General features: G+C 28.5%; 15 protein-coding genes and 1 pseudogene. 11 read left to right on the top strand and 5 right to left on the bottom strand.

The genetic code is table 11. The features are described 5' to 3' along the window. Positions 1 to 403 precede the first annotated feature (403 nt). The 4 genes from psyc5s11_RS09030 to psyc5s11_RS09045 all read left to right on the top strand — a co-directional run bounded on the left by psyc5s11_RS09030 (position 404) and on the right by psyc5s11_RS09045 (position 2,121). Complete coding sequence (locus psyc5s11_RS09030) at positions 404 to 703, top strand: hypothetical protein (RefSeq protein WP_224037268.1); 300 nt, start codon at positions 404 to 406, stop codon at positions 701 to 703. A gap of 100 nt (positions 704 to 803) precedes the next feature. Then, positions 804 to 953: a lmo0937 family membrane protein gene (locus tag psyc5s11_RS09035; RefSeq protein WP_224037269.1), complete on the top strand. Its 150-nt coding sequence runs from the start codon at positions 804 to 806 to the stop codon at positions 951 to 953. Positions 954 to 1,087: 134 nt separating this feature from the next. Then, positions 1,088 to 1,831 (top strand): PRC-barrel domain-containing protein, encoded by a 744-nt coding sequence (locus psyc5s11_RS09040; protein ID WP_224037270.1) that lies wholly within the window; start codon positions 1,088 to 1,090, stop codon positions 1,829 to 1,831. Positions 1,832 to 1,899: 68 nt separating this feature from the next. Further along, positions 1,900 to 2,121 carry a CsbD family protein gene (locus tag psyc5s11_RS09045; RefSeq protein ID WP_224037271.1) on the top strand — a complete coding sequence of 74 codons (222 nt, stop codon included), beginning with the start codon at positions 1,900 to 1,902 and terminating at the stop codon, positions 2,119 to 2,121. Positions 2,122 to 2,357: 236 nt separating this feature from the next. Here the strand turns inward: psyc5s11_RS09045 and psyc5s11_RS27840 are convergent, their stop codons facing one another. Next, positions 2,358 to 2,486, bottom strand: a complete 129-nt coding sequence (locus psyc5s11_RS27840; protein ID WP_258712437.1) for a hypothetical protein — start codon at positions 2,484 to 2,486, stop codon at positions 2,358 to 2,360. Between the two features lie 147 nt (positions 2,487 to 2,633). Here psyc5s11_RS27840 and psyc5s11_RS27845 point away from each other — a divergent pair, with 147 nt between their 5' ends. Continuing rightward, a complete protein-coding gene (locus tag psyc5s11_RS27845; RefSeq protein WP_258712438.1) occupies positions 2,634 to 2,762 on the top strand; it encodes a hypothetical protein in 129 nt (42 codons plus the stop codon). Positions 2,763 to 2,782: 20 nt separating this feature from the next. Here the strand turns inward: psyc5s11_RS27845 and psyc5s11_RS09050 are convergent, their stop codons facing one another. Beyond that, positions 2,783 to 3,451: a TetR/AcrR family transcriptional regulator gene (locus psyc5s11_RS09050; protein ID WP_224037272.1), complete on the bottom strand. Its 669-nt coding sequence runs from the start codon at positions 3,449 to 3,451 to the stop codon at positions 2,783 to 2,785. Between the two features lie 183 nt (positions 3,452 to 3,634). On the opposite strand from psyc5s11_RS09050, the gene psyc5s11_RS09055 reads away from it, so the two are divergent. From psyc5s11_RS09055 to psyc5s11_RS09075, 5 genes and pseudogenes are all read left to right on the top strand, one after another. Further along, entirely contained in the window at positions 3,635 to 5,020 is a 1,386-nt protein-coding gene (locus psyc5s11_RS09055) for an MATE family efflux transporter (protein ID WP_224037273.1), read from the top strand. Then, positions 4,986 to 5,258, top strand: a pseudogene (locus tag psyc5s11_RS09060) (ATP-binding cassette domain-containing protein); the annotation flags it as partial. The gene psyc5s11_RS09055 and the pseudogene psyc5s11_RS09060, both read left to right, overlap by 35 nt. Before the next feature lie 280 nt (positions 5,259 to 5,538). Beyond that, positions 5,539 to 6,600 carry a galactose ABC transporter substrate-binding protein gene (locus tag psyc5s11_RS09065; protein WP_224037274.1) on the top strand — a complete coding sequence of 354 codons (1,062 nt, stop codon included), beginning with the start codon at positions 5,539 to 5,541 and terminating at the stop codon, positions 6,598 to 6,600. A gap of 248 nt (positions 6,601 to 6,848) precedes the next feature. Further along, positions 6,849 to 9,059, top strand: a complete 2,211-nt coding sequence (locus tag psyc5s11_RS09070) for an ABC transporter permease (protein ID WP_224037275.1) — start codon at positions 6,849 to 6,851, stop codon at positions 9,057 to 9,059. Positions 9,060 to 9,429: 370 nt separating this feature from the next. After that, positions 9,430 to 11,757 carry a J domain-containing protein gene (locus psyc5s11_RS09075; protein ID WP_224037276.1) on the top strand — a complete coding sequence of 776 codons (2,328 nt, stop codon included), beginning with the start codon at positions 9,430 to 9,432 and terminating at the stop codon, positions 11,755 to 11,757. A 183-nt stretch (positions 11,758 to 11,940) separates the two neighbouring features. Here psyc5s11_RS09075 and psyc5s11_RS09080 read toward each other — a convergent pair whose 3' ends face one another. From psyc5s11_RS09080 to psyc5s11_RS09090, 3 genes are all read right to left on the bottom strand, one after another. Then, the gene (locus psyc5s11_RS09080; protein WP_224037277.1) at positions 11,941 to 12,345 is read right to left on the bottom strand and encodes a pyridoxamine 5'-phosphate oxidase family protein; all 405 of its coding nucleotides are present in this window, start codon (positions 12,343 to 12,345) and stop codon (positions 11,941 to 11,943) included. Between the two features lie 156 nt (positions 12,346 to 12,501). Then, the gene (locus psyc5s11_RS09085) at positions 12,502 to 13,686 is read right to left on the bottom strand and encodes an MFS transporter (protein WP_224037278.1); all 1,185 of its coding nucleotides are present in this window, start codon (positions 13,684 to 13,686) and stop codon (positions 12,502 to 12,504) included. 247 nt (positions 13,687 to 13,933) lie between these two features. Continuing rightward, entirely contained in the window at positions 13,934 to 14,419 is a 486-nt protein-coding gene (locus tag psyc5s11_RS09090; protein ID WP_224037279.1) for a MarR family transcriptional regulator, read from the bottom strand. A gap of 380 nt (positions 14,420 to 14,799) precedes the next feature. Here psyc5s11_RS09090 and psyc5s11_RS09095 point away from each other — a divergent pair, with 380 nt between their 5' ends. Continuing rightward, the gene (locus psyc5s11_RS09095; RefSeq protein WP_224037280.1) at positions 14,800 to 15,117 is read left to right on the top strand and encodes a hypothetical protein; all 318 of its coding nucleotides are present in this window, start codon (positions 14,800 to 14,802) and stop codon (positions 15,115 to 15,117) included. The last annotated feature ends 110 nt before the right edge of the window (positions 15,118 to 15,227 follow it).

The following is a 15,227-nucleotide window of genomic DNA, read 5'->3' on the forward strand; positions in this document are numbered from 1 at the left end:
CACATTATAATTAATTATTAAAACCTAAGGGTGGTAATTCTGATTTCAGAGTTACCACCCTTAAATTATATATAAACTAGGGTGATAATTCGAGTAGCCCTATGGACATGTTATTTTTTTGATTGTGCCTTAATAAGTTGTATTCAATACTGTACTGTGAATGCTACATTATTCTAACTATATTAGTAATGGAGTAATTACGTGTACATTACTTGAAATATTTGAAAAGTAAAAAATAGAATGTTAGTATAATTAGTAAAAGTATAATTATAAATATTATTAATATAATTATATAAAGTATAATTATATTAATAATACAACAAAAAGTTAGAACTATTTGTTGACTAATTATCATAACTACTGTAAGATGTATATAAATCAAAGAAAAAAGGAAATGATTTAAATGAATATTTCAACAAAAGCAATCGTATCAAATTCTGAAATGATAAAGAACTATAAAGCTTGCAGGGAAAAGACAGAAAGATTCGGTAAGATATTTATTTTAAAGAATAACCAACCGGATGCAGTATTATTTTCTATTAATGAATATGAAAGGCTTTCAGTACTTATCGAGTATATGGAAAGTCATGAGAGAAAAGATATTTCAAAGGTTATAAAGTCTTTACCAATAGAAGGTGACAGGGTAATATACTCCATTTTAAATTTAAAAAATGATATAGAAGAAATAGAAATGATCAAGTAGTTTACATTAGAATAAATTATTAAGCATTTAGAGTGGATTGCACATTTTCTTCTAGCAAGCAGACTTTGCCATTACTCTTAATAAAGAAAGGATGATAAATATGTTATATTCAATCGCAATAATTCTTGTGGTCTTATGGATACTTGGTTTCGTTACATCGTATACTATGGGAGGGTTTATTCATATTCTTCTTGTAGTTGCTATAATTGTGGTTTTGATAAAGTTAATTACAGGGAAAAGGATACTTTAACCCATATAAATTTGAGACTGATAATAGTGATACTAAAGACGTAAATACAACACTTAAGTCATAAAACAAAATCCTAAAAGGATAGAGTACGAATATATGGAAAATAAAACTCAAAGGATGAAAGGAGTATTATTATGTTAAATAAAGCTAAAACACTAAAAGGTTACAAATTGAACAGCCTAGAAGGGGAAATAGGTAAGGTAAAAGAATTCTATTTCGATGACAAACACTGGACGATTCGATATTTGGTAGCCGACACAGGAAGTTGGCTTCAGGACAGGCAGGTACTGATATCACCTTATGCCATGAGCGGCGTAAATAAAGAGGAAGAAAACATTAATATCAATTTGACTAAAAATCAGATTGAGGACAGCCCATCGGTGGAAAGTGATAAGCCGGTCTCACGACAATTTGAGGAGGCATACAATGGGTATTATGGATGGCCAGCTTATTGGGGTGCACCATGCATGGGAGCAGTTTATCCTAATATTGAAATTGATCCCATAAAATTGAAAGAAGACCCCCAAGTAGATGAAGATTGGGATCCGAATTTGCGTAGCACTTACGATGTGACTGGAGATGATATCCAGGCTGCGGACGGTGAAATTGGGCACATTAAGGATTTTATAATCGATGACGAGACCATGACGATTCGTTATCTAATCATTGATACAGGAAACTGGTGGCCGGGGAAAAAAGTATTAATTTCACCGAAATGGATTGAACGAGTTAGTGGAGTGGAGTCGAAAGTATTCGTCAATCTTCTACGAGAGAGCATCAAGAACTCACCTGAATACACTGATGAGTCTATGCTAAACCGTGATTATGAGATTGGACTGCATAAACATTATAATCGCCAAGGCTACTGGGGTGATTAATTAGATAACAATATTTAACAATATAATTAATGGAATTGGAATTGAAAAAATTAAAATGGAGGTGCAGAATGTCAGATTTAAAAAACAAATTTGAAAATGCAAAAGATAAAGTTGTAGGAAAAGCTAAGGAGGGGTTAGGAAAAGTTACTGGTAGCCAAGTGACAGAACTTAAAGGGAAGATTGAGTACCAAAAAGCGGATCTAAAGGAGAAGGTTAACAACACAAAAGAGAAGATAGCAGAAAATATTAATGATAAGCTAGATGAAAAGGAAGAGGATAAAAAAATTTAGTAGTTCTTTCTTAAGATAAACATTTATCATAAAGTAATTTTACTTGGATTACGAGCAAATGTTCTTAAATTAGCAATTAAGAATACATTGATCTTTAAATTCTCAAAAATCAATAATCCCTTTATATATGCCCTTCACAAATTATATAAGAAAAATGCAGTCATTATTGTGACTGCATTTTTTCATATTAAGAAAACTCCATATGAATCAAATGGTTAGTTTTTAGTTAAAAGTAACTATTTGTTTTTAGTAGTAGAACCATTATGAAAAGTTGTTTTTGTGACATTCATATCCATAGTATTTTCAGTAATGTAATCTATAGCTTTATTTTGTTTAACATTTTTAGTCTTTTTATTTGAATTCATTTTTATATTCCCCCTATCCATAAAAATTATAGTAACTTAATAGATATATCTTTAACAAATATAATAAAAAATATGTGTAAATTTTTAGATATTAACTTTTTATGTATTAACCATTGTAGCTTTTATATAAATTTAAAGTTCATTTTTATGTTAAAATATAACCATAAAAATTTAGATGATAGAGATTGTGTAGAAGACAGACTTCTTGAATTGTATAGCGAATCTGATAAGGAAGATTTTGCAGATCAAATTATCTGTAAAAAGTGTGGTGGTTAAAAATGCTGAACTTAAATAAATTAACAAAACAAGTATTTATAAATAACATCTACGCCCTCATTAATAATACGATCACGGCTAATTGGGCTATTAGTAAATACGATACGATCTACTATAGAAGAAATAATATCATTTGTAATTATAGCAGATACCTCAAGGTCTGTAGTCTTCAACTCATCTTTGAAATACTCGAATTCTTTAATAATCCTTTCTTTTATCTTTAAATCATGAATATTATGAATTTCATAAACCTCAGGCATTGAATGATAAAGTGCTTGCAATTCTAAATTAAATTCTTTGGTTTCTTCATGAATTTCTATTAACATTTCAATTGTTATTTTAATCCATGATTTTTTATCATTTTGAGAAAGATCTATATTTTCTCCAATGTTTAGCTTATCAAATTTGTCTATAAAATCTTGGTTATAGTCATCTAATATTTTAAGTAAAATCATATCTTTATTTTTAAAATACGAATAAAGAGAACCAATAGGAACAGCTGCTTGTTTTGCTATTTCATTTGTTGTAGTTTTGTAAAAGCCATTTTCACAAAAAAGTCTCAAAGCTGTTTTTAATATTTTTTCTTTGGTTTCCATACTTCGTGTTTGTTTTGGTTGCCTTATAAAATCTGTTTTTTTATTTTCTTCTTGTTCGTTACAAGAATTATTAACTATTTCTTGAGTTTTCATATGAACTCCTACTTTCTTCTATTCATCTTATTAGTGCTAATACACATATTTTAATGGGTTTTTATAAAATTGTCAATGGAATATGAGTTTTTACTCATTTTATATTGACAAATATTTCACGCAAGTCTATAATCCATAATAACGTGAGCAATTACTCACAATAAAAAGGAGTTGTAGATAAATATGAATAAAACAGAACAACTAAAAACATTCCCTATTAATAACTTAATTCTAAGTCTATCTGGACCAGCAATTTTTGCATTTATAGTAAGCACACTAAATTTGGCGCTTGATAGAATATTTCTTGCGAAATCTGTTGGTACAGTTGCATTGGCAGCTGTATCTATTGCACTTGGAATTCAAATGCTGATTCAAGCTTTTGCTCAATTAATTGCTTCAGGAGCATCTTCTTCCATTGCAATAGAGCTTGGTAAAAATAATAAGAATTATGCACAACGTATAATTGGAAATGCATTCATTCTTGGAATCATAATGAGTATTATTATTACAATAGTTGGATGTGTTTTTGTTAAACCAATTTTAATACTGTATGCAGCTACAGCAGAAAGTATGGATTATGCGATGCCTTACACAATTATTATGATATTAAGTACAATCTTTTTTATTAGTAGCCAAGTACTTAATAATATTATTCGTGGAATGGGGTATTCAAAAAAAGCAACTTTTAATTTCCTATCTAGTATTATTACCCATGGTATTTTAAATGCTATTTTTCTATTTGTATTTCATATGGGAATAAGGTCAGTAGCAGTGGCAAGTGGAATAGGTTATCTTGTTTCTTGTATATTAGCTGCTCAATTTTTAATAAACGGTAAATGCGTTGCAAGATTGCGTACATCATTTTTCAAATTAGAAAAGTGGGCAGTAAAAAGAATATTAACTGTTGGTGTATCTGCATTAGTAATGCAAATGACAGTAAGTGTAATTTCCATGGTATTTAACCATGTATCAAATAAATATGGCGGTAGTAAAGGACAAGCTGCTTATGGAATCATATATACATTGTTAATGATGATATATATGCCGATTATGGGACTCGGTCAAGGTATTCAATCAATAATAGGAATAAATTATGGTGCTGAATTAAAAGCTAGAGTAAAAGAAACTCTTATAAAAGCTATTAAGTATGCAACAATATTTGCCGTCTTTATGTTCATTATTATGGAATTATTCAGCAATTCAATAGCTCTTATATTTGGTGGAGCTAATGATCATATACTTGCTCAAATGACATCGAATGGAATACGTATAGTAGGATTAAGTATTTCTGCGATTGGATTTCAATTAATTGGTGCAAGTTACTTCCAATATGTTGGAAAAGTAAAACAATCAGTTTTATTGTCAGCCTTAAGACAATTTGTTTTACTCATACCACTTGCGATTATATTACCAATATTTTTGGGCATATCAGGAGTATTCGCTTCGTTTGTTGTAGCTGATATTTTATCATTTGGTGTGACTTTAGTATTTGTGATAAAAGAATTAAGAAGATTAGATGTGCTTATAGATTTACCAGCAGAGAACAGCAATTGCAAGAGCACTTATTAAGAATCCAAAACTGCTTCTTTGTGACGAACCAACGGGTGCTTTGGATTATAAAACTTCTAAGGAAATCCTTGAACTTTTAGAGGATGTAAATATGAAATATGGAACAACTATGATAATAGTTACCCACAATGATTCGATAAAATATATGTCCCACAAAGTCATAAAAGTTAGGGATGGGAAAATTGAAAAAGAATATAAAAATGAGAACTTAATGAAGGTAAAAGATATTGAGTGGTAGTCGGAATTTTAACGCTTTTATGGTATTTGAAATATGTTATAGCTATTTCGTGAAAATTATTAATAATATGAGGTGAGATTAAATGAAAAAAATCGGTTTATATAAAACTTCAGTAATAATATTTTTTGTTTTATTAATTCTCACAATAATTAATGGTGTTAACACTTAATCTTAATATAAAATTAAAAATTTACTCGTTCAATTTTTAATTATTAATAAATATTATTGTTCAAAAATGATGATAATAATGTTATTAAAGGTGAAAAGAGGCGAGTTTAAAGTGAAAATATTAAAAAGGATATTAGCATTTTTAGAGTGTATAGCTATTGTTTTTGTTTTAGCTTCAGAATGTAGTACACAAAAAGTTAATGCACAACCAAGTAGATTAAGGCAAAAGCCTGTAAGCGTAGATGTAGTATTATATAATTTCGATGATGAGTATATTTCTTTAGTTAAGCAAGGTTTAGAAGAAATTCAAAAACAAAATGAGGGAAAAGTTGTATTTGAATTTTTTGATGGTAAAGGAAATCAAGCAATACAAAATGAAGTGATTGATGAAATAATAAGAAAAGGAAGATCAGATGTTTTATTAATAAATTTGGTTAATACTCAAGATACTCAACAAGTTATTGATAGGGTTAAGAACAAAAATATTCCTGTGGTTTTTTTTAATAGAGAACCGGTTGCAATTGAGCCTATTAAAGATTATAAAAAATCTTATTATGTAGGAAGAGATTCAAAAGAGGCAGGTAGATTGCAAGGTGAAATTCTAATTGACTTATGGAATAATGACAGAAACTTTATAGATAAAAATAATGATGGAATTTTACAATATATTATGTTGCAAGCAGAACGTACTAGTATAGAGGCTCAAGAAAGAACGGAATACTCTATTTTAACTATTAATGAATCAGGAATAAAAACTAATCAACTTGCATTAAGTATTAGCAACTGGAAAAGAGATTTAGCAAAAGATGCTATAAGTAATTTGTTTCTAAAGTATGGTACTCAAATAGAGGCAATAATTGCAAACAATGATGAAATGGCAATAGGAGCTGTTGAAGCATTACAAGGTTATGGGTATAACAAAGGAGATAAATCAAAAACAATACCTATTGTTGGAGTTGATGCAATAGTAGAGGCTCAAGAGTTTGTTAAAAAGGGTTATATGGCAGGTACAGTTATTCAAGATCCATATGAGATGGCAAAGGCTGCTTACACAATAGGAATGAATATATTTCAAGGCAATGATCCTCTTTATGGCACACAATATAAACCTGATGAAACAGGAGTCGCAATTAGATTACCTTATACTAAGTATATCAGCTCAAATAATTCTTAATATTAATCATTTTTGAAGTAAGGCATAATGCAAAAAAAGCCCCTGTATTAAGGGCTAAGGGTAAAATTTTTGTATAAAAAAGTTACTGAAATTATTATCTGAAAATATTAAAAAATATTCAATGTAAAATATGACGATTAAAGTAAAATAATCTAATTAACAGTGCTAAAGTTATACAAATTCTAGAGATTATAATTAGAAAAACTTTAATTATACATGACTAATAAGATACTTAAAGGGGTGAGTAAATGGTATTAAATAAAAGAATAATAAGAGAATTTACTCAAAACATAGGAAAATATTTAGGCTTAATAGTATTAGTATTAATAAGTTCTATGGCAATAGTAGGATTTTCTGATTCAGCAGATTCTATTATAAACACAGGTGAAAAAGCTGCCCTTAAAAACAATCTTGAAGATGGTGAATTTTATGTGAGTGGCCCATTAAATAATATGACTTTAGAAAAAATAAGGGACTTAGGAGTTAATATTGAAGAAAATCTCTATGTGGATTATAAGCTTTATGAAAATCAAACTATTAGGATATTTAAAGATAGGAAAAATATAAATAAATTATCAATAACTAAAGGAAATAAATTGAGCGAAGCAAGTGAAATAATTATAGATGGACATTTGGGAGATGGTAATAATTATAAGCTGCTAAGTAATTTAAATATTGAAAATAAGAATTTTAAAATAGTTGGATATGGGGCAGCTCCAGATTATACTTATGTTATTCAAAAGTTATCTGATGTAGTGCCAAATCCAAAGAATTTTGGTATTGGTTTTGTAAATGAAGAGGATTTTAGAAATTTAAAGAATAAATCTTATTCATATGTATTTAAGTTAAATGGAATTTCAGCAGATAAATTAAAGAATATTGTATCAAAAAATTCTACTGTAACAGAATTTACTAAAATATCTGATAATACAAGAGCCATAGGATATATAGACGATAGCACAACAAATAAAAATATATCAATAATAATTGGATTTGTATTATGTATAATGATAGGTTTTATGATCTCCATGTCTCTTATGAATTCAATAGATGAGGAAAGTCCAATAATAGGGGCATTATATTCTTTAGGTTATATAAAAAAAGAGATCTTAAATCATTTTATGATTTTGCCAACAATTGTTGTAAGTTTTGGATCAATTATTGGAACATGCGTAGGCTTTTCAATAGAAGATTCAATAGGAAAAGCAACTTCTGATGCTTATATGCTTCCTAATATTGAAAGAATATATCCTCCATATTTGATTTTCATAGGCATAATTGTTCCTATATTAATAGTAGTAATAATTAATTATTTTATAATTTCAAAAAAACTTAACAGCACTCCACTTCAATTACTAAGAAGAGAAAAGAAAGCAAATAAATTAAACACAATTAAGATAAATCACTTCAATTTTATAACTAAATTTAGATTGCGGGAATTTTTAAGAGAAATCAGAGGAAATATTATTTTATTTTTTGGAATATTTATGTCAACTTTTTTATTGGTTTTTGGGGTTTCATCACATTCAGCAATCAATGGATATATAAAAAATGTAAAAGCAGAAGCTACTTATAATTATATGTATATCTTAAAACTTCCAATTGAAATTACAGAAAATGATGGACTTGAAAAATGTACATTTAAAAGTTTAGCCATTTATTATAAGGATTTAGGCTTGGATATGGATGTAATGCTTAGAGGAATTAATGACAAGTCTAATTTTTATTCTTTTAATATAGATAAAGATGACCCAGGATTATATATATCTGATAGTGTAAAAGATAAGTTTAATTTAAAAGTAGGAGATAATATTGCATTAAAAGATAAAAGTGAAAATAAGGTGCTTAATTTAAAAGTAAAAGGAATTGTAAATTATAAATCAGGACTTAATATATTTATGAACAGAGCCCAAATGAATAGCTTAATAAAAGAAGATAAATCCTATTTTAATGGATATTTATCTAAGAAAAAACTTGATATTGATGATGATTATATGTTTTCAGAAATAACCTCAAAGAATGTAATAAAATCTACTGAAAGTCTGGCATCTATGTTATTACCAATAATTATAATTCTTATTGGATTTTCAAGTATTCTTTTTGTAATAAGCATGTATTTACTGCTTAAATTAATGATTGATAAGAGCCTTCAAAGCATTTCTTTAGTTAAAATTTTTGGATTTAATCAAAGAGAGATAAATAAATTATATCTGGGAAGTTCACTATATACTGTAATGATTTCAGCAGCTATATCAATACCATTAGCACTAAAAATAACAAAATCAATTTATCCAAGCTTAATAGCAAATGTACAAGCGTATTTTTCAATTGTACTAGAACCAAGAGATTATTGTTTTATAATTACATTAATAATATGTGCATATTTTATGAGCAATATATTATTAAAGAGACATATAAATTCAATATCCTTAAGTGAGGCACTTAAAAATAGAGATTAGAAAATAAATTTGAAAAGTAAAAGCAGAAAGCTATGAATAATTAAGAAAATACCAGTAAAAAAAGGTGGGAAAAATAGAATTACATTGTATTTTGAATAGAAGTATCATATCTCATAATTAATTTATATGATAATATATTGGGCGGTTTATGCTTATGTGTTATAATTTACATTAAGCTATAAAATTTAAAGTTATGGATATAAAAGTAAAATAAAAAAGTATGAAGAAGCTCTAGGTGAAAACCATAAGTATATTTCAAATTTATTAAGTGAATTTGAAAGAATATTATAAACTCAATATCCAAGGCTAATTGAAAAAATACTAAATTGTTTGCTGAAAGATTAAATGAATTGGAGAGTTACTATTAATTATGAATTGGTGGAATATATTAGAGATATCGTATGATAGCGATTTGAAAACAATAAAAAAAGCTTATGCAAAATTACTCAAAATTTATAATCCTGAAGATGATGCGGAAGGATATCAAAGGCTTAGAGAAGCATATAATGCGGCTGTAAAATATGCAAAGAAAAATAATGATAATCAAAAAGCTCAGAAATTTATTGATGATAATTTAGATAAAAGCAATATTAATGAAGTACATATAAATAATAATGAGGATAAACTCAGTGAATCCAGGACAGATTCATACATTGACTATATTAATTATGAAGCAGGTAAAACTAAAATTGAGGATGAACAAATTAAATTTAAATCAAATATTAATATTAATGAAATCTACATTGAAAAGCAAGATACAAATATTAATTTAAATGAACAAATAAAGCAATTTTCAAATAGATTAAATGAAATATATAATAATATCTACTTAAGAACAGATTCAGCAGCATGGGAAGAGTTATTAAATTCTGATGTGATTTGGAATGTACAAGCTTTTTCAATTATAGAAGATGATATGTTTAATTTTCTAATCAAGCATAGATATTTACCAGTAGAAATATGGACAAAGCTAAATAATAATTTTAATTGGAGCAAAAATGAAATAAAATTATATGATAAATATTCTGAATCTATAGTTAATGAGTTTCTAAAAAATCTTAAGAACCCAAGTAAGCTTAAATATGATTATATAAGGTCAATAAGTCCAGAAATTGCGGATGAATATTTATATGAAAGACAACAAGCAGATGAAGCATTGGAAAATGAAAAGTATGCTAAAGCATATAAACATTTAAAAAAGGCAAATTCTTTATTTAATCAGGATGCTGAACTATTAAGATTAATGGGAAATTATAATTATGAGCTTAACGATATAGAAAAAGCACTAGAATTTTATAAATCAGCTTTTGAAATAAATAATTATGACTTAAAGAGTGCATTACGTATTGGAATTATTTTAGTTTCATTTGAACGCTTTAGTGAAGCAATATCATATTTAAACGTGTATTTATCTTACAATAATAATGATAAATTAGCTTTAAATCATATTGCATACTGCTATTATTATAATGATGATTTAATAATGGCAAGAGAGAATTTTCAAAAACTGATATATTTGTATGATAATAATAAAACAATAAAGAAATATTTAAAAAATATAGAGTCACAATTAGAAGGAAAGAATGTTAGAAAAATAAGATTTGATAAAGATAATCTTATGGCAGAAGAAGTTGTTAAAAAGGAAATTAAAACCAAAGAAATATATATTGAAAAGCAGCAAAATAAGCCTTTAAATACCAGAGGCATAATTAGAGGTATCATATGCCTTATTATGATAATTAGTGCATTAGGTCGTATATCTGCAAATAAAGATCAAGCTGAGTCTAATTATAATAAGGCTAATAAATCATATGAAGACAAAAAGAAAGTTGTTGATAATAATAATATATTTACAAAAGTTTATTCAGTTACAGGGTTCCTTGATACTGAGTTTAATACTAATATAAGAATATCCCTCAGTAATGTGAAACCAATAGAATATTATAAAATATCAGAACCCTTTGAAAATAGAGTGATATTTTCAGAAAGTGAATTAGACCAAAAGGGATTACGGGGTAAAGTTGAAAGTCAATTATATATTGGATTGCTTAATAATTACAATATATTCATGTTTGCAGATTCAAAATTTAGTAATAAAGCTATTGATAAAAATGGTATATATGAAGTGAAAGGATCAAAATATGGTACTCAGGATGATGCGTTTGATATGATTGAAAAGAAATATATGTCATATTATTCTGGTTATATTTGGGTAGGCAACGGATTTGTTGATGCATCACAAACTGAAATTGATAAGGCACAAAAAAATAGTGAGTCAATTAAACAGGTAGGAGATAGAAAAATTAAAATAATAAAATCAGCACAAGAGTATAAAGATAGTAGATTTTCAGGTGCTATTTCAGTACCTTTAACCAATGTTATTCCATTAGATTTATATTATTGCAAATATGATGATAAGAATCCAAGTTTTTATAGTAAAAAAGAAATGAATCAAAATAATCTATGGAATAAAACCTGGATTCAAGCTTATTCTGGTACAATTAATAATTTAAATATAATGTTCATAGATAGTAATTTTTCAAGAGATTTAATTAAATCTGATGGAGGATGCACAGTTGAAGGTAGAAAATATATGTATAGACCCGATGAAACAACAAATATAGCAACTGAAGAAGGTCAAGGTGTTAGTAAAGTTGGTATTTATGGTTGGTTTATAGATAATAGTGGACAGAAGTAAAACCAAAAGTCTCATGTATAAACCAGTTGATATATCAATTGGTGAGGCATATAAAAATGAAGTTGCAAAAGAAGTTAAAGAAGGAAACCTATTACCATAAATTCGTATAGAGATGCAGTAATTAATATGGCTGCATCTTTTTATTTTTAATTATAAAGTTGTTTGTACAATAGGTTATTCTTTTTAAAAAGTGAAAGTTTCATCAGGTTCCTTAGATAATAAGTTTGAATAAATGGCTTCACCATGTTGAAGATAGAAAACTTCAAAAATTGGATTTTCAGCTGTTTCATATCCTTTTTTCACTAAAGGTGCATTATCAATGATAAGTTGTTTTTCAGCTAAGTTATCTGCAAATTCAATTTTTCCATTTATTCTAACTGTTACATAATCCTGTGTAGTTACAATAAATTCGATATATGGATTTTCTTTTAGTTGAGTATAGGCTTTTTTAACATTGGCAGTAGTAAAGTAAAATTTACCATCCTTTATTAAATGAATATGCTGTGGTCTGCCATGAGGTTTATTGTTTTCAGATGTTGTTAAGACACCTACATTATTTTTTTCTAAAAAATCAATTATTTTATCCATTTTAAAATCTCCTTATAAATTAAATTTGTGAAAATTATGAGTTATGTATATGTATTATACTTGTAGATAACAAAATATAATTAGTTTAAATTAAATTTAATACAATTAAATCATATCATTAATGTATCATACATTAAAATAAGGTGCAATATATTTTTAAATATATTGCGGTTGTAATTTCGAGAATAAAATGAGGGATCCAATTATAACACAAGTTGCAACTCCGTATAAAATGCCCGGACTGAATGAATATATAGCTGCTGCTGCAAGAGGAACAAGAACTCTGTAAGCAGACTGCAAACTTTGATTTACACCTTGTAATTTTCCTTGGCTACTTTCATCTACAGACTGCGAGAGTCGTCCGTTGTAGGATGGATCGAACAAGCCTTCGCCTAGGGTGATACTTATAACCGCAGCAATAATAAGTACTGGAGACGAGATATTAATGCTAAGAATTATCAGCCCCAATCCAAGTGCTAGTCCGAAAAGACCGACAATACCAATATTTCGCTCACTGAACTTTTTAAGAAGACGCGGTAATAACACAGCTCGCGAAATAATATCGCAGGCTCCGATAATAGTAAACATACCACCGATAAGCGCAGGTCCCCACGAGAAAATATCTTTTAAGAAGATGCTGAAATTGAATTGATAGATTCCGAGTCCCACATAGAAGAATCCTCCGACAATGATAAGCGCTCTGACCTCTTTCATGGTGAAAATATATTTGAACTGATCGAAGACATTAAAACTTTTTATGGAAAAATGAGGTGATCGTTTTTCAGGAGACAGTGATTCCGGCAGAAAGAAATAGGTGCAAATAATGGAGAAAAACGTTATACCAGCAGTAACGAAAAACGGCAGCGTAATTGAAATGGCACCAAGCGGGCCTCCCAGTGCAGGCCCTATCATGCATCCTATTCCCATGGCAGCACCTATATAGCTAAACCATTTTGTGCGCTCCTGGGGTTCTGTGCTATCAGCAATGTAAGCAAACAACGTACTGATATTGCCTGCTGTTAGTCCATCAATTATGCGGCCCAGAAAGAGTACCCACAGCGCCCTACCGATACCAAACAGAATATATCCTATAACAGATCCGAGTAAACTAATAATTAAAATCTTTTTTCTACCGTAGCGATCGCTTAATGCCCCGAATATTGGCGCTGCAAAAAAGGTGCAAGCCGCAAAAACTGATGCCAATGCACTCATTCCTACAATTATTTGCGAAGCGGGCAAGTAGTTGCCAAGTAAAAATGGCAATAGGGGGAATACCACCGTCATCCAGATTCCATTCATAAGCACAATTCCCACAATGATCCACAAAAATTTTTTGCTCATTTTTTCCCCATATAATAATCCTCCTTAAATTTTCAGGTAGCGTAAATTTTTTATGCTACTTATTTAATTTTTTCTTTTTACACATTTAACATTTTCAACTCTCGAAAACAATCATTATGTTTCCTTGGCAACATAATAAGCTTATCATTTTATTGTTTCTTTGTCAACAATAAACAGGAACTGTATAATACGCTGATGGTTCAGCGTATTATACAACCCCCTTTAGGCGATTTTTTATGCAACCTTATTATTCAAAATCATTTTGATTTATTATATCTACACCTTGCTTCTCTATTTCTGAATCCAAATGCTTACTATACTTTTCCACGAATCTAATCATGCTATCAAATTGTTCCTCGGTTATCTGCTCAAATACGACTTTATCCCGCTCTTGAAACTCTTTGTGCAACTTTTTATGGATTTTGTTAATTTCTTCCCCTTGGGTCGTCAATCGAAAATAGATTTCTTTCTTGTTATCCGGCTTCTGGTAGCTTTCGATAATGCCTTTTTCTATGAGCTTCCTACTTAGTTTACTTATGGCACCCCTAGTCACATAAAAGGACTCCGCAAGTTTTGTCACGTTGGAATCTACATTTCCTCCTATGTATTCGATGCAATGTACTTCAGAAGACTTATAATCCTTAAAACTGTCTTTCATCTTAGACTTATTAAGCGAAGCCATCTTGTTTAATAAGTCCCTTAGACCCATCATGACCTGTTCTTCTTTTTTCATGGCCTGTCCTCCATTCCATTGGTGTATTAACAATATTATATTAAACTTTTGTTTCTATTTCAACAATGTTAAAGGAATTATTCTAAGAATTGAGCTACATCTGAAAAAATGGACGCAAAGAAAAATCCGATATTGTTAAGGAATATTGTGAATAAGGTTAATAAAAAGTTTGTTTTCTCTGTTTAACAATATTGACGCATTGCATCAAGAATTAAGTTGGATTAATCATTTGGTGATTTTGTCATCAACAAAATCCATTGAGGAAAAAGAATTTTACTTTCAACTTAAAAATTATCTTGAGATATAAGGATTAAGCACAGGATATTTATTGATTTTTAGTGTATAATAGTAGTACGATTAATTTATAAGGAGCTGTGTGAATGGAAAATAATAAAATTGAATCTTTATTAGTACAGATTCTTGAAAATCAAACTAAAATGCAATCTGACATAACTGGAATGCAATTTGACATAACGGGAATACAATCTGATATAACTGGAATGAAATCTGACATAACTGAAATTAAAGGAAAAATTAATTCTGTATATGATCAAACTGCCGATTTAACTGAATTTCGTACTGAAACTAAAGATAATTTTAGTTCTATTAATAAAGATGTTAAATTTATTAAACATAAACTTCATGAAACAGAGGAAGATGTTTTTGATATAAAAGACCATTTAAAAATAGTTAAGTAATTATGAGGCACTTATATAAGTGTCTTTTTTCGTGAATATAATATATTGTATTGCAGATGTTGTGCAAGAAGGAATTTCATAATAGAGAGGATATTATGAATGGATTATTG

This window comes from Clostridium gelidum, assembly GCF_019977655.1.
Classification (GTDB): domain Bacteria; phylum Bacillota; class Clostridia; order Clostridiales; family Clostridiaceae; genus Clostridium; species Clostridium gelidum.